The organism is Bacillus sp. FSL H8-0534 (assembly GCF_038005885.1).
Classification (GTDB): domain Bacteria; phylum Bacillota; class Bacilli; order Bacillales; family Bacillaceae_G; genus Bacillus_A; species Bacillus_A pseudomycoides.
The window spans coordinates 1,247,575-1,270,901 of the sequence record NZ_JBBOUC010000001.1; the positions used below are offsets into that span (position 1 = coordinate 1,247,575).

At 36.2% G+C, this 23,327-nt stretch carries 22 protein-coding genes and 1 other annotated feature; of the genes, 7 read left to right on the forward strand and 15 right to left on the reverse strand.

The genetic code is table 11. The features are described 5' to 3' along the window. Positions 1 to 23: 23 nt before the first annotated feature. The 5 genes from MHH71_RS06485 to MHH71_RS06505 form a co-directional block, all read right to left on the reverse strand. A complete protein-coding gene (locus MHH71_RS06485) occupies positions 24 to 317 on the reverse strand; it encodes a hypothetical protein (RefSeq protein WP_257143687.1) in 294 nt (97 codons plus the stop codon). Between the two features lie 558 nt (positions 318 to 875). After that, entirely contained in the window at positions 876 to 2,090 is a 1,215-nt protein-coding gene (locus MHH71_RS06490) for a multidrug efflux MFS transporter (RefSeq protein ID WP_033798808.1), read from the reverse strand. 160 nt (positions 2,091 to 2,250) lie between these two features. After that, positions 2,251 to 3,114, reverse strand: a complete 864-nt coding sequence (locus MHH71_RS06495; RefSeq protein WP_006094468.1) for a GNAT family N-acetyltransferase — start codon at positions 3,112 to 3,114, stop codon at positions 2,251 to 2,253. A 14-nt stretch (positions 3,115 to 3,128) separates the two neighbouring features. Next, positions 3,129 to 4,478, reverse strand: a complete 1,350-nt coding sequence (locus MHH71_RS06500; protein WP_029427909.1) for a HAMP domain-containing sensor histidine kinase — start codon at positions 4,476 to 4,478, stop codon at positions 3,129 to 3,131. Next, complete coding sequence (locus MHH71_RS06505; RefSeq protein WP_006094466.1) at positions 4,475 to 5,146, reverse strand: response regulator transcription factor; 672 nt, start codon at positions 5,144 to 5,146, stop codon at positions 4,475 to 4,477. Before MHH71_RS06505 ends, MHH71_RS06500 begins: the two co-directional genes overlap by 4 nt. Before the next feature lie 177 nt (positions 5,147 to 5,323). On the opposite strand from MHH71_RS06505, the gene MHH71_RS06510 reads away from it, so the two are divergent. Genes MHH71_RS06510 through MHH71_RS06520 form a run of 3 tightly spaced genes read left to right on the forward strand, consistent with a single transcriptional unit; the run spans position 5,324 to position 7,675 of the window. After that, entirely contained in the window at positions 5,324 to 6,256 is a 933-nt protein-coding gene (locus tag MHH71_RS06510) for an ABC transporter ATP-binding protein (protein WP_003206779.1), read from the forward strand. Beyond that, positions 6,231 to 6,947: an ABC transporter permease gene (locus tag MHH71_RS06515; protein ID WP_018783452.1), complete on the forward strand. Its 717-nt coding sequence runs from the start codon at positions 6,231 to 6,233 to the stop codon at positions 6,945 to 6,947. Before MHH71_RS06510 ends, MHH71_RS06515 begins: the two co-directional genes overlap by 26 nt. Continuing rightward, positions 6,947 to 7,675, forward strand: coding sequence for an ABC transporter permease (locus MHH71_RS06520; protein WP_006094465.1), 729 nt, complete (start codon positions 6,947 to 6,949; stop codon positions 7,673 to 7,675). Before MHH71_RS06515 ends, MHH71_RS06520 begins: the two co-directional genes overlap by 1 nt. 59 nt (positions 7,676 to 7,734) lie before the next feature. Here the strand turns inward: MHH71_RS06520 and MHH71_RS06525 are convergent, their stop codons facing one another. Next, positions 7,735 to 8,448: a DUF554 domain-containing protein gene (locus MHH71_RS06525; RefSeq protein ID WP_018766677.1), complete on the reverse strand. Its 714-nt coding sequence runs from the start codon at positions 8,446 to 8,448 to the stop codon at positions 7,735 to 7,737. 441 nt (positions 8,449 to 8,889) lie between these two features. On the opposite strand from MHH71_RS06525, the gene MHH71_RS06530 reads away from it, so the two are divergent. Beyond that, positions 8,890 to 9,987 carry a CapA family protein gene (locus tag MHH71_RS06530; RefSeq protein WP_018783451.1) on the forward strand — a complete coding sequence of 366 codons (1,098 nt, stop codon included), beginning with the start codon at positions 8,890 to 8,892 and terminating at the stop codon, positions 9,985 to 9,987. 45 nt (positions 9,988 to 10,032) lie between these two features. Here the strand turns inward: MHH71_RS06530 and ilvA are convergent, their stop codons facing one another. Genes ilvA through ilvE form a run of 6 tightly spaced genes read right to left on the reverse strand, consistent with a single transcriptional unit; the run spans position 10,033 to position 16,949 of the window. Next, the gene (ilvA, locus tag MHH71_RS06535) at positions 10,033 to 11,295 is read right to left on the reverse strand and encodes a threonine ammonia-lyase IlvA (RefSeq protein WP_006094461.1); all 1,263 of its coding nucleotides are present in this window, start codon (positions 11,293 to 11,295) and stop codon (positions 10,033 to 10,035) included. Between the two features lie 32 nt (positions 11,296 to 11,327). Next, on the reverse strand, positions 11,328 to 13,001 hold the full coding sequence (ilvD, locus tag MHH71_RS06540) for a dihydroxy-acid dehydratase (protein WP_033798807.1): 1,674 nt from the start codon (positions 12,999 to 13,001) through the stop codon (positions 11,328 to 11,330). A 43-nt stretch (positions 13,002 to 13,044) separates the two neighbouring features. Next, the gene (locus MHH71_RS06545; RefSeq protein ID WP_018783448.1) at positions 13,045 to 14,058 is read right to left on the reverse strand and encodes a ketol-acid reductoisomerase; all 1,014 of its coding nucleotides are present in this window, start codon (positions 14,056 to 14,058) and stop codon (positions 13,045 to 13,047) included. Between the two features lie 15 nt (positions 14,059 to 14,073). Then, positions 14,074 to 14,304 carry an ACT domain-containing protein gene (locus MHH71_RS06550; protein ID WP_018783447.1) on the reverse strand — a complete coding sequence of 77 codons (231 nt, stop codon included), beginning with the start codon at positions 14,302 to 14,304 and terminating at the stop codon, positions 14,074 to 14,076. Then, positions 14,301 to 16,025 carry an acetolactate synthase large subunit gene (gene ilvB / locus MHH71_RS06555; protein ID WP_006094458.1) on the reverse strand — a complete coding sequence of 575 codons (1,725 nt, stop codon included), beginning with the start codon at positions 16,023 to 16,025 and terminating at the stop codon, positions 14,301 to 14,303. Before ilvB ends, MHH71_RS06550 begins: the two co-directional genes overlap by 4 nt. 24 nt (positions 16,026 to 16,049) lie before the next feature. Beyond that, entirely contained in the window at positions 16,050 to 16,949 is a 900-nt protein-coding gene (gene ilvE / locus MHH71_RS06560) for a branched-chain-amino-acid transaminase (protein WP_033798806.1), read from the reverse strand. Positions 16,950 to 17,412: 463 nt separating this feature from the next. Further along, positions 17,413 to 17,658, reverse strand: a binding site (T-box leader). A 240-nt stretch (positions 17,659 to 17,898) separates the two neighbouring features. Here ilvE and MHH71_RS06565 point away from each other — a divergent pair. Together MHH71_RS06565 and msrA are read left to right on the forward strand one after the other, a co-directional pair. Continuing rightward, entirely contained in the window at positions 17,899 to 18,657 is a 759-nt protein-coding gene (locus MHH71_RS06565; protein ID WP_006094456.1) for an SDR family oxidoreductase, read from the forward strand. A gap of 91 nt (positions 18,658 to 18,748) precedes the next feature. After that, the gene (gene msrA / locus MHH71_RS06570) at positions 18,749 to 19,285 is read left to right on the forward strand and encodes a peptide-methionine (S)-S-oxide reductase MsrA (protein ID WP_006094455.1); all 537 of its coding nucleotides are present in this window, start codon (positions 18,749 to 18,751) and stop codon (positions 19,283 to 19,285) included. Between the two features lie 74 nt (positions 19,286 to 19,359). Here msrA and speB read toward each other — a convergent pair whose 3' ends face one another. Next, on the reverse strand, positions 19,360 to 20,304 hold the full coding sequence (gene speB, locus MHH71_RS06575) for an agmatinase (protein ID WP_006094454.1): 945 nt from the start codon (positions 20,302 to 20,304) through the stop codon (positions 19,360 to 19,362). Positions 20,305 to 20,821: 517 nt separating this feature from the next. On the opposite strand from speB, the gene MHH71_RS06580 reads away from it, so the two are divergent. After that, complete coding sequence (locus tag MHH71_RS06580; RefSeq protein ID WP_006094453.1) at positions 20,822 to 21,898, forward strand: N-acetylmuramoyl-L-alanine amidase family protein; 1,077 nt, start codon at positions 20,822 to 20,824, stop codon at positions 21,896 to 21,898. 157 nt (positions 21,899 to 22,055) lie between these two features. Here the strand turns inward: MHH71_RS06580 and MHH71_RS06585 are convergent, their stop codons facing one another. Together MHH71_RS06585 and MHH71_RS06590 are read right to left on the reverse strand one after the other, a co-directional pair. Then, the gene (locus MHH71_RS06585) at positions 22,056 to 22,694 is read right to left on the reverse strand and encodes a FusB/FusC family EF-G-binding protein (RefSeq protein ID WP_006094452.1); all 639 of its coding nucleotides are present in this window, start codon (positions 22,692 to 22,694) and stop codon (positions 22,056 to 22,058) included. Between the two features lie 142 nt (positions 22,695 to 22,836). After that, on the reverse strand, positions 22,837 to 23,100 hold the full coding sequence (locus tag MHH71_RS06590) for a CD3324 family protein (protein WP_003203805.1): 264 nt from the start codon (positions 23,098 to 23,100) through the stop codon (positions 22,837 to 22,839). Between the last annotated feature and the right edge of the window lie 227 nt (positions 23,101 to 23,327).

The following is a 23,327-nucleotide window of genomic DNA, read 5'->3' on the forward strand; positions in this document are numbered from 1 at the left end:
TCCTGTCAGACGAACTAAGCAAATCACTCTTCCAACCAATTGAAGAGAGGCACTTTGGGTTGATATTCATGCTGTTTCTGATTCCCCATTGCCTCGTAATCCTGTTGGGTAAGGTCGTAGATATGTTTACTTTGCTTCTTTGATAATTTGACAGGAACGGTCATTGGACTCCAATTCTCTCGAATAGCTTTCTTAATAAACCCGTCAGGTTTTTTTACTTTTGTAGCGGATTGTTGCATAATCAGTAGAATTTCTAAGGTTCGTTTAATCCCGACAACGGACAGAAGAGTAAGGATTTCCTCCGTAGGAGATGTCAATGTGACTGCCTCATATGCTAATTTTACTAACTCCCATTCCTCAACCTCTTGTTGTGCCACTGGCGGACTTTTCTGAGAATCTTCTTTTACAAATCCTATTTCTTTCTTAATATGTACAAAGTCGCTTTCAGGAATCTTCCATCCTTGCTTGTCGCTATTGCGAAATGCGTTCGGAAACTTGCCAGAGCGTAGCCATTACTTAATTGTTTCTTCATGTTTCCCTAAAGCGGTCGCCATCTCTTTCACTGTATATACTTTCATCTAAACACCTCATATAAGACTGAAAATTCAAAAAACAATATAAATTCTTATTATAACTAAAGTAATTGTTGCTGTAAATGCGCTTTTCATGAGGATGTGTTGTTGTTGTAAATGAGGTCATGCAGAGGTCTGTAAAATTAAAAAAGTACACCACTTTCATTAAGTGATGTACCAATATTTATATAATGTGTAACATTATATAAGTTCTTTACTCTTAGTAAGGAAAGAGAACTATTAATCATTCTTTATTTTACAGAGTAACTTCATCCTTTTTTACAACTTACATATTTCACCTTGTTAACTAACTTTCAAATGCTCTTTTTCTGACACCACTGCACCTTTACTATTGAAATATACCCAAATGCAAGCTAAGAATAAAAGCGATGCTGTAGAGAAGAATACATATTGAAACCCGGCATGTGCGGCAATTTGTCCACCGAGTACTGGTCCAATCATATTTCCTAAAAACTGAAAGGATTGATTATATCCAAAAATACGTCCAGTCACATGTTGTGGTGTATGTTGTTTAAGTAGAGTTTGTACGGAAGGTAACAATCCAGCTTGTGCAATCCCTAATAGAAAACGCAATATGAATAATTGCCAAGCAGCTGTCACAAATGCTTGTGGAATAAAAACAATTCCTGCAAAGAACAATGCTACAACTAACGTTTTTTGAGGGCCAATATGATCCGATAATCTCCCTAGTTTAGGAGCTGCTAAAATGACTGCTAGACCTGTTGCAGATATCACTGCCCCCGCAATTATCTCAATATGATCCGTATGAGGCCCCGCTAAATGTTTCACATACAACGTAATAATAGGTTGTATGGACATATTTGCAAGTTGAATCATAAAGGTTACTACAAATAGGCTTATAATAAAATGTTTCGCCGGAACCATCGTCCATACTTTTTTTGGTTGCTCTTTTTTTGCTTGAACAGAATGATTCGATTCATGTAAAAAGAAAAAAACAATTAAAAATGAAAGAAATAAAAAAGCACCCGTTACTAAAAATACATGACGCATTCCGATTAATTCAGACAAATAGCCACCAAGCATCGGGCCAAGTAAGGAACCACTTACACCACCTGTTGATATAGTAGAAATTGCCCAGCCTGAATGCTCTTTCGGTGTTTCTGCTGCTATAAATGTGATTGCAGTCGAAAGAAATCCTGACACTGCACCCATTAAAAAACGAAGTGCAACTAATTGATATACATTTGTAACAAATCCCATAAGCGTCATAATCATTGCCATACCAAGACTCGCACGAATGAGCATCAATTTCCGACCATGTATATCACCGAGTTTCCCCCATATTGGTGATACAATCGCACCCATTAAAAAAGTTACACCGAATGCAAGTCCTGACCACTGTGCAATTTCAGATGTACCCGTTACTCCTAGATCCTCAATATAGAAGGATAAAAATGGTATCACTAAACTCATACCGGCTGCAGTGGTAAAACACCCAAGCCAACAAATGATTAAATTTCTTTTCCAGCTGGCCATTTTTGCACCTTCTTTCTTAGATACCCATTCTACACCCTTTTCTTAAAAAAGTTTAGCAATATGATTCATAGATCAAACCTTATTCAAAAACTACAATAACATGTAAGAACAATAAACAACACTCCTATTGCTTCTGTGACATTTCTAATCAAAGCAATCTCTATATAATATGTATTACTTGCGCACCACAACTCTCCTCATAAAACTCAATCGGACCTGCCTGACCAATCACTGCATATTCATAACCAATTTGCTGCATTTCAGCCAAGCATCTATGTAATAGTTCTCTTCCTACACCCTTTACACGATTATTTTTAGCGATTCCCATCGGTCCAAACAGCCCCTTCTTTCCTCTTACAACATCATAACAAGCAAAACCAATAATCTTCTTCTCTTGCACTGCGATATATATTGGCATTTCTTGATATATTTGAAAACCATTATGAATTGCATCGATCCATCTTTCTCCAAATTCAAACATAACAAATTGAAGAAGTTCTTCTAAATCAGATTGAACAGCTCGTCTAACATTGCAAACGGCATGTTTCATACTTGTTGGTATTTCACAACTATTCAAATTTACAGTCATATCTCTTGGTACTGAAACAATCTGTAAAATACTTTGTTTCATATCTTCGTCTATTAGACTTGCTATTGTCTCATCTTGCTGAAGGATCACACTTAAAATATGTCCTTCATTCACATATAATTGATTAAATCGCGCCATCTTATGTTTAGCTAACTGTAATATCTCCATTGTTTTATAAGAAACTTTGTATCCTTGTACTTCTATATATCTTTTATCTTGAAAGCCCCTTTGTTGTAATTGTACAAATTTCGTTACAAAATCTAGCCCTATATTATGAAATAAATACATATATAATTCACTACAAACCCCTGTTCCTTCTTTATAGGCTCCTATAAATAAATCTAACGGGTGAATGATATACTCATTATATTTAGATTCTTTGCTTGCAATTTGAAAGATTCTATTTACACGCTTTGTGAATCGAAACTCTTCCATGTATATTCTCCCTTCTACGGCAATTTTTTAAATATACACTTCGCTCCTGTATCATCAGATTCTATACTCCAGTCGATACCCATCTCTTTCGCCATAACAGCAATAATAGATAATCCAATTCCCGCACCTTTATTTTGCGAATGAATATTTTGAAAACCTGGCCCATGGTCAACAACTGTAATTGTTTTTTCCCCATGGTTTACATATACCCCTATAAACTTCCCATCATCTGCATGCCTAACTACATTTTGAATTACATTATCTATAATTCTTTGAAACCAATTTTCATCGATATTCCAAAACAATTGCTTTTCTGGAATCACAATATCAACCTCAAAACCTTTCTCATCTAATATGTCATACCATGATGCAACAACCTTTCTCATTAAACGTGTCATATCCCTTCGTTCCGGATGATATGGATATTTCTTTGCCGTTATTAATGAATACGATAGTAAGTTCTCTATTAACTCCGCTAAGTAATTAATTTTTTCATCCATTCGTACGATTGTTTTCTGTCCTTTGACTGAGATAACTTCTTCTTTTAAAGAATCTATTTGTGCACGCATTGTCGTTAATGGCGTTCGCAAATCATGAGAAAGATCGGCAATTAGTTTTCTACGAAATTGCTCCTCTTCCTCCTCCTTCAATCGACTTTGCTGTAAAGCCTCTACCATACGATTAAACGACTCTTCTAATAAGCCGATCTCGTCTTGCTTTGATATAGAAATTTTTGACGGAAGTGTCTGGTCTTGCGGAAGTTCCATTGCTTTTTGTAGCTTTAATAATCTTTTTCTAATCTTAAGAAAAAAGATGATAGAGATAATGATAAATGTTGTGAAACATCCAATGATAACCATTTCAAAAACAATTTCATATCTTTCACGTATTTGAGCAATTGGTGCCTTCACATATTTCCTCGGAATTTGAAATACCATAAATGCCCCTTGCTTCTCTTTTCCAATGTAAGATACAACTGTAAATGGATCCCCTTCAAAACTCCTTTTCATAAATGCAACTGCATCACTTGCACTCCACTCCTGTGGAATATTTTGTTTTTTAGGAATTTGAAGGTTCGTTTTCCCTTTATTATCTACCCAAAACATTGATCCTTCTGGATATTTCCCTTGAAATTCTTGAAAAGTTCGCTCAATTCCTTCAGGATTTTTTCCGTGTAAATCTGTCGCTTTATTTCTCCATTCCTCTTCTATTTGCACACTAGAATACGCAACTTTAAAATCCTCTATCCACTCGATATATTTAATGAAGAGAAACGAACTGAGTGGGACAATGAGAGGTAACAATATAACCGCTATAAATATGATAAATAAGTACTTTCGTAATAGTGATGTACTTTTTATCATATTTTACACCGATAACCTATTCCACGTATTGTTTCTATTATTTGAGGACTACTTGGATTTCTCTCTATTTTTTCGCGTAAATGACGGATATGAACCATCAATGATTTATCTCCTTCTATGTAGGATTCATTCCATACTGCCTCAAAAATTTGTTCTTTCGTTAATGTACGATTCATATTCTTCATCAAATAAAAAAAGATTTGATGCTGCTTTCCTGATAAAACAATTTCTTCACCCGTGTCTATATCAACAATCCGGTATTCTTTCATAAATACTTTTAAATGTTTCACATATTGCACTTCTGCTCCATCTTTGTTATACCGCCTTAATAAAACTTCAATACGTGCCATTAACTCTTTTGGATGGAATGGCTTTGTTATATAATCATCAGCAAATGTTAATCCATATATTTTATCTTCTAATGTTGTTCTTGCAGTTAACATAATAATAGGGGTATCTGGATATTCACTTTTAAAACGTTGACCTAGTGTAAAACCATCAAGGCCTGGCAACATAACGTCTAAAACAATTACATCTGCTATTTCACATACTTCATTCGTACCATTCTCTGAAGTAAACCATGCAACTTCATACTCTTGTTTCTGCAGTTCTCTTTTGACCCATTCCCCAATCTCGTGATCATCCTCAACATATAAAATGTGTGTCATTTCTTCACCTTCATATACAAATTTAACCTTTCTCTTCCATCATAAGGAATACAACACGATTTGAAAACCAGCACACTCCAAAATTAGGGAATACTGTATAAATTTAAACAAATCTTAAACTCTTCTAACATTATCATTAACCTTTATTTCCTATACTTGATTTGAGGTGATAGGAACATGAATTATATTTTGAAAACGACAGGGTTAACAAAAAGATATCGAAATGATTATGTAGTACATAACGTAGATTTAAAAATTCCAAAAGGAGAGATTTATGGATTTCTCGGGCCTAACGGAGCTGGTAAAACAACTAGCATTCGCATGTTATTAGGCCTTATTAAACCAACGCAAGGAAAGGTCGTGATATTTCAACAAGATTTGGCTAAAGAACGCTTATCCATATTATCTAAAATTGGAGCTCTCGTTGAAAATCCATCTTATTATGCCCACCTAAATGCCATTGAGAATTTAGAGGTTTACCGGATTTTAAGAAATGCTCCGAAAGAAAAAATTGAGGAAGTGTTACAAATTGTCGGTTTACAACATGCTGCCAAACAAAAGGTAAAAGAATACTCATTAGGAATGAAACAACGGTTAGGAATTGCAATTGCCTTACTTGGTGATCCACAGCTATTAATTTTAGATGAACCGACAAACGGACTCGATCCAGAGGGGATTCATGAGATTCGTACGTTAATTAAGCAATTAGCAAAAGAAAGAGGAATTACCATCCTTATATCTAGTCACTTATTAAGTGAAATTGATCAAATGGCAACTTATGTTGGTATCATTGCAAAAGGAAAGCTTATTTTTCAAGACAAAATAGAAACATTGCGCCGCCATGCTCAGCACTCTATTTCACTTATGACAGACAAATCAGATGCAGCTTGGAAAATCATTCTCGCTAAGGGGATTCCTTCTATGCAAGAAGAGCAGCGAATTATTCTATCAAATGTATCAAATGAAACTGTTGGCGAAATTGTAAAAACACTTGTAACACATAACATTTCTGTATTCAGAATTGAAGAAAATAAAAAGTCACTCGAAGAGATATTCTTACAGCTTATAAAGGAGGAAGAGACACATGTACAAACGCCTCTTTCAATCTGAGCTTTTAAAAATAAAAAGGAAGTGGATTTGGTTTTTAATCTTTTTAGGACCAATAGGTGTTATTTCTCTTCAAGCATGTAACTTCTTTCTTCGATATGATTGGTTGACAAAGAAATATGCGAAAGACTTATGGAGCGGCCTCATTTCTGAAGCTCAACCGCTTGCTCTCACAACTCTTATATTAGGAATTACGATTGTTACTTCTTTAATTGCACACATAGAGCATCATTCTAGTTCATGGAAGCATCTCTTATCCTTACCTATTAATAAGCGACATATTTTTCTAGTAAAATTCATACTGGTATTTTTCCTGCTTGCTGTATCTTGTTCTTTATTATTAATTGGCATAGTTGGATTGGGTTTAGCATTACAATTCGATGCTTCCATTCCATGGCTTTCTATATTTAAAATGAGTTTCTATCCTTATTGGTCGGCACTGCCAATTGTAGCGCTACAACTATGGATTGCTATCATATTTCAAAACCAAAGTATCGCATTTACAATCGGACTTTTAGGAACTATTTTCACAATGTTTTCAGTAGCTCTTCCCAATTGGTTCATATGGAGATGGCCAAGCCTACGTATTGACTGGGGGTCTCCACTTCTATGTGTAGCAATAGGCCTAATCGTTGGTATATGTATGTTATGTATTGAAACAGCAGATTTTACTAGAAGGGATGTGCATAAATAATGCTTTGGCTTAAAACCATACAAGCTGAATTTTATAAAATTAAAAAAACCAAAATATGGACATTACTATTTTTAAGCCCGATTTTAGCAGGAGTAATAGCTTATGCAAATGCCTCAAACTATCCCGATTATAAACATTGGGAGTTAATTTATAATATCATGATAATGGTACATGGTATGTTGCTTCTTCCATTATTAACAGGCATTTTCACTGCATTTATTTGCCGATATGAACATTCAAATGGTGGTTGGAAACAACTTTTAGTACAACCTATATCACGATATCACGTCTATATTATAAAATTTCTCTTTATTCTCTTATTTATAGGTGCGATGCAAGTCTTCTTCATTATAAGTTATATTAGCGTTGGACAACTTTTGCATGTCCCTGGGCCATTCCCTCTAGCTACTATAGTAAAAAGTGTAGTAGGCGGCTGGATTGCTACCCTCCCTTTAATCGCCTTACAATTATGGGTTTCAAGTATTTGGTCCAGCTTTGCAGCACCGATTGCTTTAAATGTTATAGCTTCCATACCCGCTATGATAATTGCGAATTCTGCAAGGTTCGGTCCCATCTATCCATGGTCCCAACCTTTTCTCGCTATGCTTCCTAAAGAAGGCTCTGGGCTGTTTTATATCTCTGTTCAAACACTAGTATTTGTCGTAATCGGGAGCTTTGTGATTGTATTTATAGGTGGCTTTGTTCATTTTATGAAAAAAGCATATTAATTTTTTACATACAAATAGCCCAAAACTGTTTCAAAACAGGATTGGGCTATTCAGCCTAACTAAACATACAAATCATATCCATATATAATAGAAACAATAATCCCAACTACCACTATCCCAGGCAATAAATTTGCCACTTTAATTTTAATAAAACCAAGTAAATTGAGTCCAATTGCAAAAATCATAATCCCACCAGTCGCAGTCATTTCTACGATAAACTGATTCATTAGCTTCTCTGGTACAAAACTATTAATTTGCGTCGCGAAAATCGCAATACCTCCCTCATATAAAATGACTGGTATTGCTGAAAATAGTACGCCTATTCCAAGCGTTGTCGTTAAAATAAGCGAAATAAATCCATCAATAATTGCTTTTGTAAATAGCACATCATGATTTCCACGAATACCGCTATCCAAAGCTCCAAGTATCCCCATTGCTCCGATAGCAAAGATTAATGTAGCTGTCACAAATCCAAGAGATATACTCCCTTCTCCTTTTGAGCCAACCTTTTTTTCTAGCCAATCCCCTAAACTCTTTAACTTTCCTTCTAACTCCAACCATTCTCCAATCACTGAACCAATAACAAGACTTATAATTACAACAAGAAAGTTTTCGCTTTTTAATCCCATTTGAAGACCAAGTACAGTAACAGCTAAACCAATTGTATGCATAACTGTCCCTTTCATACTTTCTGGAATATTACTTAATAGTTTACCTAATATAGTACCAATTAGTATACAAATTCCGTTCACTACTGCTCCTAATATAACCATTATGCCTTCTCCATCCTCTTCAAGCATTATTTTTCAAATTTTTATATCTAACATACAACAAAATACACGAAATTTTAACAGAATTTTCAAAACTCTACAAGTAAAATCGACTTATGTATTGTATTTTTTCCTCGTTTCATGTTACCGTAATATTACACTATGAGATGAGCTCTTAATACATAGCTATCATCTTACATACCATGTCTAGCATACATAAAGTGAAACTTTAATCAGCTCTCACCAATCAGACTTTTACGGACAGTTCATCTCCCACCTTAACCTCTTTGCTTCCGCTGAATTTTAAGACGGGAGTGTTACTGTCCATAAATAGCGGGATAAACTATTAAGCACTTACTCATTTTTGTACATATTATATGAAACTCTCATCATTGAACTTTCTAAAAGGAAGTCATGATATAAAAAGAAAAAGGAAAGATAACTATGACACCTTTATTTAAACGATTTATTTTAATAGTAATTCTCATTACACCGATTGTTTTATTGATAAATAACTCCTTTACATCAAAAGCAAAAGATACAGCTGGGGTAGAAAATAAAACGAAAAAAGCAACGGACACAAAGAAGAAAGAGAATCCTGAAATTACAATTACTTTCTCTGGTGATACGATGTTCGATTGGAATTTACGACCAGCTATTCAAAAAAACGGTGCTGATTATCCGTTCCAGCATGTGAAAGGTGAAATAACCAAAGCTGATATTTCCTTTATAAACTTGGAATCTGCATTTACAACACGGGAGAAAAAGGCCCCTGGTCAGTCATTCTGGATCAAAAGCGATCCTTCCACATTACAAGCTATTAAAAACACAGGCTATGACATTGTGAATATTGGCAATAACCATACGCTCGACTATGGACAAGATGGTTTAATGGATACGATATCTCATGTAGAAAAACTAAAACTCCCTTATATTGGAGCTGGAAAAAATGCAGATGATGCATACACAGCTAGAGAAATCACAGTAAAAGGGAAAAAAATTAAATTCCTTTCCTTTGTTCGTTTTATGCCTGACTTTACCTGGGTAGCTGGTAAAGACAAGCCAGGTGTTGCAAATGGATATGATATCAATCTAGTAACAAAAACGATTAAAGAACAAAAGAAAGACGCCGATTATCTGATTGTGTATATGCATTGGGGTGTTGAAAAATCTAATAGACCTGTAGACTACCAAAAACAATATGTACCGAAAATAGTCGAAGCTGGTGCTGATGCGATTGTTGGAAGTCACCCACATTGGTTACAAGGATTTGAATACTACAACAAAGTCCCTGTCGCTTATTCATTAGGAAACTTCTTATTCCCTAACTATGTAAAAGGAAAAAGTGCTGAAACAGGTGTATTGACCCTTACATTTAAAGGAAAAGATGTACAAATGTCAATTAACCCTTATATCATTCGTAATGATCAAATTTCACCAGCCACCCCTGAGGAAAAGAAAAAAACACTACAATATTTACAAACCATTTCAACTGATGTAGAAATTGATGAAACTGGAACAATCAAAAATAAACGTAGTTAGAAAAAAGGAAGCTTTTCACTAAAAAGCTTCCTTTCTTTTTGTATATTAAATTAACAAATCAAACAAAACAGGATTTTTATTTAACTCCATAAATTGAATATTATTTTCTCGAAAACGGGTAATTAACGGTTCATAATCTTCTTTATGTTTTAGCTCCACTCCAACGAGTGCAGGTCCATTTTCTTTATTATGTTTTTTAATATACTCAAAACGAGTGATGTCATCCTCTGATCCTAATCCTTTATCAAGAAATTCTCGCAATGCTCCTGAACGTTGCGGAAATTCAATAATAAAATAATGTTTTAACCCTTCGTAAATGAGAGAGCGTTCTTTCATTTCCTGCATTCTATCAATATCGTTATTCCCACCACTTAACGTACAAACAACGGTTTTCCCTTTAATTTCGTCCTTATAAAAATCGAGTGCTGCAATTGAAAGAGCACCAGCTGGCTCCGCAACGATTGCATTTTTTTTGTACAATTCTAAAATCGTTGTACAAATTTTCCCTTCAGGAATCAATACAATATCATCCAATACGTCTTTACACGTTTCAAAGGTTAATTTCCCTACCTTTTTGACAGCTGCTCCATCAACGAAACTATCGATTTTTTCTAGGGCCACGTTTTCATTTTGTAAAAAAGCTTCTTTCATCGATGCTGCTCCCTTTGGTTCCACACCGATTACTTTTGTCGTAGGACTCACACCTTTTACATATGTACCAATACCTGATGCTAAACCACCGCCACCAATTGCTGTGAAGACATAATCCACATGTTTCTCCATATCGTGTAAGATTTCAACAGCGACTGTCCCTTGACCCGCAATTACATATGGATCATCAAACGGATGAACAAACATCATGCTATTTTCCTCACAATAGCGCTGCGCTTCTTGGAAAGAACTATCAAATGTGTCTCCAACTAACACAATTTCCGCATAAGTACCACCAAAAAATTGTACTTGAGATACTTTTTGCTTAGGTGTTGTTGTTGGCATAAAAATTTTAGACTGAATCTTCAATAAATTACACGTATAAGCAACCCCTTGCGCATGATTACCAGCACTAGCACATACAACCCCATTTTGTAATTGTTCTTTCGATAAGCTTTGAATTAAATTGTAAGCACCTCGAATTTTAAACGAACGAATTACTTGTAAGTCTTCTCGTTTCACATATACATCACATTCATATTTCTCAGATAAAACTGAATCCCGCTGGAGCGGTGTTTTATTGACGATATCCTTCATATGATTATGAGCCACAAGGATATCTTCGATTTTCACTCTCTCCCTTACATTTTGCACCATCTCGTATCATTCCTTATCTCTTTTATATAGATTTAATCAAAATTTTGCATTTTTAGCACTGCACCTGTATTCGCTGATGTTACCATTTGTGCATAGCGCCCAAGCCATCCTGTTTTCACTTTTAGCTCTGGTTTTCTCCATTCTTTTCTCCGTTTTTCTAATTCTTCATCACTTACTCTCACTTCAAGTAAACGTTCCTCTACATCAATACATACAATATCGCCTTGCTCGAGAAGTGCAATCTCTCCGCCAGCAGCAGCTTCTGGTGAAATATGTCCTACTGAAATGCCGCGTGATGCACCTGAAAACCGACCATCTGTTAATAGTGCAACATCTGCGCCTAATCCCATACCAGCAATTGCTGAAGTTGGAGCTAACATTTCTGGCATACCAGGTCCACCTCTTGGGCCTTCATAACGAATAACAACAACATCTCCTTTTTTCACTTTACCTAGCATAATCCCTGCAAGCGCCTCGTCTTGAGACCCAAAAATAACACATGGTCCTTCGAAACGTTTCACTTCTGTTGCACCACTTTTAATAACAGCACCATCTTTTGCAAGGTTTCCTTTTAATATACGCAGACCACCTTCTTCACTATGAGGATTTTCAAGAGAGTGAATTACTTCTTTATCTTGAATTTCTGCATGAGCGATGTTTTCTCGTAATGTCTGGCCAGTAGCTGTAATACGGTCCAGATGGAGTACACCTTCTTTTCTACTTAACTCTTTTAAAATAGCGCTGATACCACCTGCACGATCAATATCTTCCATATGCCAATTAGAAGCTGGGCTCACTTTACATAAATGTGGAACGCGTCTTGAAACTGCATCAATTCGGCTCATATCATAATCAAGTCCCGCTTCCTGTGCGATTGCTAACGTATGTAATACCGTATTTGTTGATCCTCCCATCGCCATATCTAATGCAAATGCATCGTCAATCGCTTCTTCTGTTACGATATCTCGTGGTTTAATATCACATTCAATTAATACTTTTAATTTTTCAGCTGCTTGTTGAATTAGTTCTTCACGCCTTGGGTCTGTTGCTAAAATGCTACCATTCCCAGGAAGCGCAAGCCCTAATACTTCACATAAACAGTTCATTGAATTTGCAGTGAACATACCTGAACAAGAACCACAAGATGGACAACCGTGATCTTCAATATCCTTTAACTCTTCTTCTGAAATTCTCCCAGATTGATAGGCACCTACCCCTTCAAAAACGGAACTTAAGTCGACTACTTCTCCTTTTGATGTTTTCCCTGCAGCCATTGGACCACCAGAAACAAATACAGTCGGAATGTTAACACGTAATGCGGCCATCATCATACCTGGTGTGATTTTGTCACAGTTCGGAATACAAATCATCCCATCAAACCAGTGTGCATTTACTACCGTTTCCACTGAATCGGCGATAATTTCACGGCTTGGGAGCGAATAGCGCATACCGATATGCCCCATCGCAATCCCATCATCTACCCCAATTGTATTAAACTCAAACGGAACCATACCAGCTGCACGTACCGCTTCTTTTACAAGACGACCAAATTCATTTAAATGTTTATGACCTGGAATAATTTCAATGAAAGAATTACAAATTGCTACAAACGGCTTATCAAAGTCTTCATCTTTTAAACCAGTTGCTTTTAATAAACTACGATGTGGTGCTTTGTCAAATCCCTTTTTAATCATGTCACTTCTCATCTTTTCAAGTCCCTTCTGTTCATTTTCACTTATCTATCTCCTACTACTTTTTCACTAACTCTTTCCCCTTTGGCTGCTGGATCCAAGTCATCATCTCTCGTAATTCTGCTCCTACTTTTTCAAGTTGATGATTTTGCTCTGCCTTTTTCATCGCATTGTAAGTTGGACGTCCTGCTTGATTTTCTAAAATCCATTTCTTTGCAAATTCGCCTTGCTGAATCTCCGCAAGAACTCGTTTCATTTCTTTTTTCGTTTCATCTGTAACAATTCTAGATCCTGTTACATAGTCACCAAACTCTGCTGTATCTGAAATAGAATGGCGCATATTCGTTAGACCACCTTCGTACATTAAATCAACAATTAACTTTAGCTCATGTAAGCATTCGAAATATGCAATCTCCGGACGATATCCACCTTCTGTTAACGTTTCAAAGCCTGCTTTCACAAGTGCAGTTACCCCACCGCATAATACAGCCTGTTCTCCAAATAAATCCGTCTCTGTTTCTTCTTGGAATGATGTTTCAATTACACCAGCACGTGTACAACCAACTCCTTTGGCATATGCAAGAGCTACATCAAAAGCGTTTCCAGTCGCATTTTGATAAACGGCAACTAAAGCTGGAACACCATTTCCTTCTTGAAATACGCGGCGAACAAGATGTCCTGGACTTTTTGGCGCAACCATCGCTACATCTACGTAACTTGGTGGCTGAATTTGTCCAAAGTGAATATTAAATCCATGTGAGAAAAGCAACATCTGTCCTTCGCGAAGATTCTTTTCTACTTCATTTCGATATACATGCGCCTGCTGTTCATCTGGCAATAATACTTGTACAACGTCTGCGGTTCTTACCGCTTCTGAAACTGACATTACTTCAAAACCATCCGCTTTCGCTACGTTAAAAGATTTTCCTGGACGAACACCCACTACAACATGAACACCGGAATCACGTAAATTTTGAGCTTGCGCATGACCTTGTGACCCATAACCAACTACTGCCACCGTTTTCCCTGCTAATACCTCTAAATTTGCATCTTTTTCATAATATGTTTTCATCTTCACATACACTCCTTATAATTTATTTACTTGCAAGACATCAATTAACTTTTTTAACTGATTTACGAGCAATATCGCTTCATTTTCTGTACAAACTGTCGTAAGTTTCATTTCCGAAATCTCTCTTGTTTCTCCTTCATTTAAATTTAAAAAAGAAATATTATAACCACGCCGAGCAAAAATTCCACTTACTCTTAGTAAAACTCCAGGGTCGTTATTGACAACGAGTGAAAAAGTATGACTCATTCTTGCCACCTCTTCATAATCATTTCATGATTCCCTTTATTAGGAGGGACCATTGGAAATACGTTTTCGCCCTCTTCTACACAAAAATCAACAACAACTGGTCCTTGATGACAAAATGCTTCTAACATGACTTGTTTCGCTTCAATCGGATTTGTAGCGCGCAAACCTTTTACTCCATATGCTTCTGCTACTTTTACAAAATCAGGCGATCCAATCTGTGATTCTGATAAACGACTTTCATAGAACATCTCTTGCCATTGTCTGACCATACCTAAAAACTTGTTATTAATAATAAAAACTTTCACTGGAATATTGTTTTCTGCAATTGTTTGCAATTCTTGAATGTTCATTTGAAATGAAGCATCTCCCGCAATACAGACAACTGGCTTATCCTCAAATGCAAGCTGAGCACCGATTGCTGCTGGGAATCCAAATCCCATCGTTCCTAGTCCACCAGATGTTAGAAATGTTCGCGGCTTTTGCGCCTTATAAAAATGTGCTGCCCACATTTGATGCTGCCCAACTTCTGTGGTCACAATTGCTTCACCATTTGTTAATTCACTTACTAAATGAATCACATGCTGCGGCTTTAATTTTGATTCACTCTGTTCATATGACAGCGGGTATTCTTTTTGCCATGTTCTTACTCTCTCTACCCATGAATCAGTTTGGCACTCTATTCGCATATCTACCAACATGTGCAACGCTCGCTTCACATCTCCAACGACTGGATATTCTACTTTCACATTTTTATGAAGTTCCGCTGGATCAATATCGATATGTACCTTTTTAGAATGAGGTGAAAATAGTTCTAACTTTCCTGTTACTCGGTCGTCAAAACGAACACCTAAGGCAAGAAGTAAATCGCATTCCGTTACTGCCATATTTGCGGCATACGTACCATGCATGCCTAGCATTCCTAAAAACAGTGGATCTCCCGGCGGATAAGCGCCGAGTCCCATTAAAGTCGAAACAACTGGAATACGGTTCTCTCTTGCAAATGTTAGAAGCTCTTCAGATGCATCTGCATGAATGACACCGCCGCCGATATACAGTAGCGGGCGATCTGCTTTTGAAATTGCCTCCGCCACGCTCTCCAGCTGCATTTTGTCTGGTTCGATCCGTGGCTTATAACCAGGAATTTGAACTTCTCCTTCAAAAACATTCGTTACAATAGAATTTTGAACATCCTTTGGAATATCAATTAACACCGGACCCGGTCGTCCACTTTTGGCAATATAATATGCTTCCTGCAATATACGTGATAGCTGATTCACATCTCGTACTTGATAATTATGCTTTGTAACCGGCATTGTGATTCCCACAACGTCCGCTTCTTGAAAACCATCTTTTCCAATGAGAGGTGTTGCTACTTGCCCTGTAATTACTACTAAAGGAATCGAATCCATATACGCATCTGCTAAACCAGTAACTAAGTTTGTAGCCCCAGGGCCGGAGGTAGCAAATACTACCCCGACCTCTCCAGAAGCTCTCGCATACCCTTCTGCTCCATGAATAGCTGCTTGTTCATGACGCGTTAAAACATGTTTCAAACCACTGCGATACAGCGCATCGTAAACTGGTAAAATAGCTCCGCCCGGATAGCCAAACACTGTTGTTACACCTAATTTCTTTAAACATTGAATAACATGTCCGGCACCTGTTACTTTTTTTACTTCTCCATGATCCACTTCATCACACACTGCATGTTGTTCCTTCATTTTGCTAACTCCTTCCCCTATTCGTTAAGCTAAGCTTTCTGCTAGTCCCGGAACGCGCACTCCTCGCTCTCTCGTTAACTTTTTAAATTCTTCTGTTAACTGTTTCGTTACTTCTCCTGGTTTTCCAATTCCGATTTCTCTTGAATCCACTCTTACAACTGGAATTAATTCAGCAGCAGTTCCTGTTAAAAACACTTCATCCGCTACATATACATCGTGACGAGTAAATGGTCTTTCTTCACAAGGAATATTTAACCTTTCACAAAGTTCAATGACACTATTCCTTGTAATCCCTTCAAGAGCCCCTAAATATGCAGGTGGCGTTACTACTTTTCCATCTTTCACAATGAACACGTTATCTCCCGATCCTTCACAAACATATCCTTGTTGATTTAACATAAGTGCTTCTAGCACACCTGCTTGTGCTGCTTCAATCTTTACTAATACGTTATTTAAATAATTCATCGACTTAATACGTGGATCAAGTGCATCTGGCATGTTACGCCTTGAAGCAACAGATACAACACTAAGACCGTTATCATAAAACTCTTGCGGGAACAACTTTAACTGTTCAGCAATGATAATGACACTTGGTTTCGTGCAGCTTCTTGGATCCAGCCCTAAATCCCCTTTTCCTCTTGAAACAATTAATCTAATATATGCATCTGCATATTCATTTTTTTGTAGTGTCTGTAAAACCGCTTGTTCCATCTCTTCGATTGTCATCGGGATCGTTAGTAAAATCGATTTCGCAGATTCATATAAACGCTTTAAATGCTCTTTTAAACAAAATACATTTCCGCCATAGCTACGAATCCCTTCAAATACGCCGTCTCCATATAAAAAACCGTGGTCGTAAACAGATACAACAGCCTTTTCTTTTTCTATTAATTCCCCATTCATATAGATATACTGGTTACCCATCTTACATCGCTCCTCTTTTTTATCTCTTTATGTGCAATCCATCTTTTTATCGATTGCTGAGAAGAATGCATTTTATCAGAACATTCTGTATATTAACCATAAAAATATCCTCGCCTCAACAATCGATTTTCTACAAACGTGTAGCAATCCATTGCTGAGACGAGGGAATCGTGGTACCACTCAGCTTCCTTATACTTCTCGCGAAATATATGCTCTGTAAGTCCTATTAGACTTTTGTTCTTTTACCGGGAACAACTCCGCTGCTCTCTACTCATTTTTTTCAAGGACAGTGCTCTGAGGTGATCTTCAACCGATACAATTGTTACCACCCTCACAGCCACGGGGCAGCTCTCTGAAACAATTTGTATCGTTTACTCTCCTCTTCTTTGCATTCTTCTATTCTCTTTTCTAAAGTAAAAACTCTCGCCTCAGCAATCAATCACTACGTCATAGTAGCTTTGATTGCTGAGGCGAGAGTTTCGCGGTACCACTCAGCTTCCTTATATTTCTCACAAAATATAAGCTCTGTAAGTCCTATCAGACTATCACCCTTTTACCGGGGATGAAACCGCCGCTCTCTACTCGGTTTCCCTTTCGCAAGCGATGCTCCAAGGTGATCTTCAATGATTCGATCGTTACCACCCTCACAGCCATGGGGCAGCTCTCTGAAACTTTCATAATCATCTACTTTCCTCTTCTTTGCATATACAATATATAAAAATTAGAAAATTCTAAATTAACTTTTAAGTTATTACACGTATTATAGGACTTCATTCTTTTCATTGTCAACATGTTTTTTGAAAAATTTTATTTTAAATTATAATCCGAACTTTTTATCAAAATAAAAAAGGAATGAATCTCAATCCAACACTCATATATTACTTAAGGCTTGTCTATTAGAAAAGACAGCTTCATACATATGTAAAATTATTAAGGAGATGATGTGAATATGTTACAAGGAAAAGTTGCATTGGTTACTGGAGCAAGCCGTGGAATTGGACGCGCTATTGCAAAACGCTTAGCAAACGACGGTGCATTAGTTGCTGTTCATTATGGAAATCGTAAAAGCGATGCAGAAGAAACAGTGCAGGAAATTCAATCAAATGGCGGTTCAGCTTTTTCTATAAATGGTAACCTCAAATCGTTACATGGTGTAGAATCTCTTTACCAATCTTTAGATGACAAATTGCAAAAACATACAGGTGAAAATAAATTTGATATTTTAGTAAATAACGCAGGAATCGGTCCAGGAGCCTTTATTGAAGAAACAACTGAAGACTTTTTCGATCGAATGATTTCCGTGAATACAAAAGCCCCATTTTTTATTATTCAACAGGCATTGTCACGTTTACGTGACAATAGCCGTATTATCAATATTTCATCAGCTGCAACACGAATTTCTTTACCCGATTTCATTGCCTACAGCATGACAAAAGGCGCGATCAACACAATGACTTTTACACTAGCAAAGCAACTTGGAGCAAGAGGGATTACAGTTAATGCGATACTACCAGGCTTTATTAAAACAGATATGAATGCTGAACTCTTAAGTGATCCAATGATGAAACGATATGCAACTGAAATCTCTGCTTTCGGCCGTTTAGGAGAAGTAGAAGATATTGCAGATACCGCTGCATTTCTTGCTTCCTCTGACAGCCGATGGGTTACTGGACAATTAATTGATGTGAGCGGTGGTTCTTGTTTATAAAAAAACATATAGTTTCAAATCTTTTTTATTGCGCAATAAAACAATTTATATAATACTAGATAAAACATATCTATTTAGGAGGATTACAGCAATGACAGAAAAAACATACGAACTCGCAACCTTTGCAGGCGGCTGCTTTTGGTGCATGGTAAAACCATTTGATGAACTTCCAGGTATTCAAAAAGTTGTTTCAGGCTATGCTGGTGGCTACACCCCAAACCCAACATACGAACAAGTAAAGTCTGGAACATCTGGGCATTTAGAAGTTGTTCAAATTACTTTCAATCCTTCTATTTTCTCTTATCAAAAATTACTAGATTTATACTGGCCACAAATTGATCCAACTGATGATGGCGGGCAATTTTTTGACCGTGGACCATCCTATCGCACAGCGATTTTTTATCATAATGAATCGCAAAAAGAGCTAGCCGAAAAATCAAAGCTAGCAATAGCAGAAAGCGGTATGTTTAAGGATCCAATCGTGACGGAAATTCGTTCAGCTGCTCCTTTTTACGAAGCGGAAGAATATCATCAACATTTTTATAAAAAAAATCCTGAGAAATATGCTCAGGAGCGTAAAGAGTCTGGTCGTGAAGATTTTATTAAGGAAAATTGGCAACAGAAATAATAAACAGACATCTTTAAGGCTGATGAAAAATTGTTTCATCGGCCTTTTTATATTTCAGTATAATAATTAACTCCTTACTTATTCACTTCATTTTTTAACTGCAACGCAATCAAACTAGCAAAATCATGTACTAGTGTCGCAGCTAATAAAGAAGTAATTTGAGCTTGATCATATGGCGGTAACACTTCCACTAAATCGAAACCAATATAATTAAAACCACTTAATGAACGCACCATATTTAATGTCTCACGACTGTTAAATCCCCCAACTTCTAATGTCCCTGTACCAGGCGCACAAGATGGATCTACAAAATCAATATCAAACGTTAAGAAACACGGTGTATCGCCAATCGTTGTTCGCATTTGCTCAAGGATACTTTCAAAACCACGATTACATAATTCTGCTGTTGTAATAACGTTATATCCTAAGTCATTGCTAGCTTCTATATCACCAGGATGATTCAATGTTCCACGAATTCCAATTTGAAATACTTTGTCTGGCTGTAGTAGCCCTTCTTCATGTGCACGTATAAACGGCGAACCGTGCCAATATTTTTCCTCATAATATGTATCCCATGTATCTGTGTGCGAATCGAAATGAATCATTGCCACAGGTCCATGAACTTTCGCTGCCGCACGAAGGCTTGCTAATGTAACAGAATGATCCCCTCCAAGACCTATCGGGATAATTCCCTGCTGCATTAACCCAAAAACGGCTTCCTCTATTAAATCATAGCTGCGATGAATATTATGTGGAATCACAGAAACATCACCAATATCAATCGCATTTGTGTCATCAAATGGGTATACATGGTGAATTGGATGATATGGAAATAAGGTCATCGATGCCTGACGAATTGCTTGTGGAGCAAAACGAGCACCAACGCGAAAAGAAGCAGCAGTATCAAATGGCATTCCTAAAATAGCAACTTTTGCTTGCTCATTACTTGATGGCAATCTCATAAATGTACCTGTCGTACAAAACTCTGGTTTTACATCTGGTGTTAGTGGATATTTCATTTCTCATTTCCCCTTTTCAAACATAATTTTTTGCACCCGAAAGAAACTTTTTTTATATGAATGTTTTTTATTAAAATGCAAAAATCATGCCATATAGAAAATGATTCGTTACCCTCTATTCACTCTTTTTCTGTCTATGCATAATTGCATAGCTTATTCTAATCAACATACAAAGTATGAAAAATAGTTTTTATTAAAAGGCAAGAAATTTCATAAATCACTTATTAAAAGAGTGCGTTTATAAAATGGCACACATGGTATAATAGGCGTTTTTATTTTACATATATAATTGTAATTGGTGTGGTCTATTCAAGGGATGATAATGATTCAAGAAATAAAGTAAGTTACTTAAATTGCAAACCCACTTAATTTATGACAAAAAAGCAAATTAAATTTCAATAAATCAAAAAACATTACATTTATATTACAAGACACATTGATTATTTCAATATTACAGAATATAATTCTTTTGTGAAAATAAAAACTAAAATTATTCATTATTTGGGGGATATGGAAAATGAAGAAATCTATTTTACCAATTTTAATGGCTGCAATGTTTGTAGTTCCTACAGTTTCTCATGCAGAAGAAAATGTAGTTGTTCAGAATCATACATATGCAATTGAGCAAGGTGAAGAAAATGGGGCTATGGTTCCACATTGGTCAAAATATGGAGGTTCTTGGTATTACTTTAATGAAGATGGTAATACAGCTAAAGATTGGAAAAAGATCGACGGCACTTGGTATTTCTTTGGTAAAGATGGAATTATGGTTACAGACTTGAAAACTATTAATAAAAAAACATATTATTTTAATGATAATGGAGCTATGATGACAGGTTGGAAACAATTTAATGGACCTGTGTCTTATAACGGAAAATGGCGTTATTTTAATGAAGATGGCTCCATGGTTAAAGATTGGAAAAATATTAAAGGCACTTGGTATTACTTCGATGAAGAAGGATTCATGGCCACAGGTAAAAAAACGATTATAGGACAAACATTTTACTTTAATGATAATGGCAGCATGGTGACAGGTTGGAAACACTTTGGTGGTTCCGACGGATGGCATTACTACAATGAAGATGGTTCCATGGCTATAGGGGAAAAATTGATTAATGATAAAGGGTATTATTTTAATGATAATGGGACTATGGTGACAGGTTGGCGTGAGATTACTAGTGGGCCCTATAAAGGCACTTGGTATTACTATAATGAAGATGGTTCCATGGCTACAGCATGGAAAAATATAAAAGGGACTTGGTATTTCTTTTATGGAGATGGGACTATGGCTACAGGTTGGTTACCAGCAGGCGATACTTGGTACTATCTAAATGCAAATGGTTCTATGGCTACTGGCTGGTTAAAAGAAGGATCTACTTGGTATTATCTAAATACAAATGGTTCTATGGCTACTGGCTGGTTAAAAGAAGGATCTACTTGGTATTATCTAAATACAAATGGTTCTGTGGCTACTGGCTGGTTAAAAGAAGGATCTACTTGGTATTATCTAAATACAAATGGTTCCATGGCTACTAGCTACCTGTTCATTGATGGAAAGTGGTATCACTTTGCAGATAATGGCGTTATGATCTAAGTGAATTTCAATGGGTAGAGATTTACATCTCCTACCTATTGAAAAGTATCCCTAGACCTGTTCCCTCTATTCTTTAGGGAACAGGTCATTTTTGTTTTCTTGAACTCACACACAATTATAGTGATGAATGTAGTTTAGTACGATCTTTTGCAATAATTTATTTCCTCAATCTCTCAATAAAGTCATGTAATTTATCAAGCGAAGTCATATTCTGATTACATGCTATACTATCTTTACAAATATAGTTTCCTTTTTTAACAAAAGTACCTGGTACATCACCTTTTATTTCAACTAAAAACAGACCTACTTCTTCGTGACCATGACACAATGAACAAATACTCTTTTTATTTATACTTTGAAATGTTCCCTGTAGGCCAACAAACTTATTTCCGTTCTTTGCTATAATAAACTTTCTGCCCGTTCCTTTATCAATCCAACCTAAATACGACATTTCTTTCATATTTATTTCTTCTATTTCAGGAAGCTTCAATTTTTTAGCTTTAGGAAATATTTTTTTTAACGCTTGTGGTGTAATTTCCTGAAACGGAATAACATATGGATTTAACTGAAGTAAAAACGCTTCTGCCTTCTCTCTATTTTCAACTGCCAAAATCGTATCGATTATTTTTTTTTGTTCATCAGTAAGATTTTCAAAAACATGTAACACTTTTTCTATTGCAAGAGACTTCAGCGCAGCAATAACACCTCTATCGTTTGCTGTTGCGTGTCCATGCGCTAGAATATGAGTTTGTGATTTTATAAAATTATATTGATCACTTCTAATAAATGCTTCCATTATTATCACTCCATACAAATTGTTGATCTCTTTTTATTGTATACAATACACTTATTTTATAAAATGTCGAAAACGATTCATAAACAAAGTATACACAAAAAGCACTGATTATTTCTAATTGAATAATCAGTGTTTTTCATTATTATTTTGAATACACGATTTTTTTTATCGTTTCCGTAGAAAGAAAGTATTCCTCTGCTAATTGATGAATGGTAGTTCCACTTTTAAAAGCATGTTTAATGTCTCTATTCCGTGCATCAAGTTGCTTTCTTCCGCCAGATCGTGTACCCCATTTATAATGTTTAGTTTCTTGTTTTGGAATGTAAATTGTTTCACCTTGTACATACTTTTGAATTTCTGCAATTAAGTTTTCTGGTAAAACAGTCGCTGCCTTTACGTATTTCATTTCTGCTCGCCCCTTATTTTTTATGGTTCATTTCAATAAGGTGCAAAGCCAAATATAAAAGAAATGATACGAGCTCATTTTGGCGATTGAATACTACTTGTCTACCTCACGCAAAGTATCGCCATTTCCATACTTGGCTTTGCATGAGACGCTGCAGTGTCTGGCAATTGTATTGTAATCGCCATATCAACACCTCCTAATATACCTTTTGATTCAACTTTATTATA

What these genes read in the sequence shown, in the direction of transcription:
- ilvA (WP_006094461.1), bottom strand. Translation starts at nt 11,295, where the DNA reads ATGGTGCAAAATGTAAGGGAGAGAGTGAAAATCGAAGATATCCTTGTG.
- msrA (WP_006094455.1), top strand. Translation starts at nt 18,749, where the DNA reads ATGACAGAAAAAACATACGAACTCGCAACCTTTGCAGGCGGCTGCTTT.
- MHH71_RS06550 (WP_018783447.1), bottom strand. Translation starts at nt 14,304, where the DNA reads ATGAGTCATACTTTTTCACTCGTTGTCAATAACGACCCTGGAGTTTTA.
- MHH71_RS06520 (WP_006094465.1), top strand. Translation starts at nt 6,947, where the DNA reads ATGCTTTGGCTTAAAACCATACAAGCTGAATTTTATAAAATTAAAAAA.
- MHH71_RS06490 (WP_033798808.1), bottom strand. Translation starts at nt 2,090, where the DNA reads ATGGCCAGCTGGAAAAGAAATTTAATCATTTGTTGGCTTGGGTGTTTT.
- MHH71_RS06525 (WP_018766677.1), bottom strand. Translation starts at nt 8,448, where the DNA reads ATGGTTATATTAGGAGCAGTAGTGAACGGAATTTGTATACTAATTGGT.
- MHH71_RS06590 (WP_003203805.1), bottom strand. Translation starts at nt 23,100, where the DNA reads ATGAAATACGTAAAGGCAGCGACTGTTTTACCAGAAAACTTAATTGCA.
- MHH71_RS06500 (WP_029427909.1), bottom strand. Translation starts at nt 4,478, where the DNA reads ATGATAAAAAGTACATCACTATTACGAAAGTACTTATTTATCATATTT.
- ilvD (WP_033798807.1), bottom strand. Translation starts at nt 13,001, where the DNA reads ATGAGAAGTGACATGATTAAAAAGGGATTTGACAAAGCACCACATCGT.
- ilvB (WP_006094458.1), bottom strand. Translation starts at nt 16,025, where the DNA reads ATGAAGGAACAACATGCAGTGTGTGATGAAGTGGATCATGGAGAAGTA.
- MHH71_RS06530 (WP_018783451.1), top strand. Translation starts at nt 8,890, where the DNA reads ATGACACCTTTATTTAAACGATTTATTTTAATAGTAATTCTCATTACA.
- MHH71_RS06495 (WP_006094468.1), bottom strand. Translation starts at nt 3,114, where the DNA reads ATGGAAGAGTTTCGATTCACAAAGCGTGTAAATAGAATCTTTCAAATT.
- MHH71_RS06505 (WP_006094466.1), bottom strand. Translation starts at nt 5,146, where the DNA reads ATGACACACATTTTATATGTTGAGGATGATCACGAGATTGGGGAATGG.
- MHH71_RS06515 (WP_018783452.1), top strand. Translation starts at nt 6,231, where the DNA reads ATGTACAAACGCCTCTTTCAATCTGAGCTTTTAAAAATAAAAAGGAAG.
- MHH71_RS06580 (WP_006094453.1), top strand. Translation starts at nt 20,822, where the DNA reads ATGAAGAAATCTATTTTACCAATTTTAATGGCTGCAATGTTTGTAGTT.
- MHH71_RS06585 (WP_006094452.1), bottom strand. Translation starts at nt 22,694, where the DNA reads ATGGAAGCATTTATTAGAAGTGATCAATATAATTTTATAAAATCACAA.
- ilvE (WP_033798806.1), bottom strand. Translation starts at nt 16,949, where the DNA reads ATGGGTAACCAGTATATCTATATGAATGGGGAATTAATAGAAAAAGAA.
- MHH71_RS06565 (WP_006094456.1), top strand. Translation starts at nt 17,899, where the DNA reads ATGTTACAAGGAAAAGTTGCATTGGTTACTGGAGCAAGCCGTGGAATT.
- MHH71_RS06510 (WP_003206779.1), top strand. Translation starts at nt 5,324, where the DNA reads ATGAATTATATTTTGAAAACGACAGGGTTAACAAAAAGATATCGAAAT.
- MHH71_RS06545 (WP_018783448.1), bottom strand. Translation starts at nt 14,058, where the DNA reads ATGAAAACATATTATGAAAAAGATGCAAATTTAGAGGTATTAGCAGGG.
- speB (WP_006094454.1), bottom strand. Translation starts at nt 20,304, where the DNA reads ATGAAATATCCACTAACACCAGATGTAAAACCAGAGTTTTGTACGACA.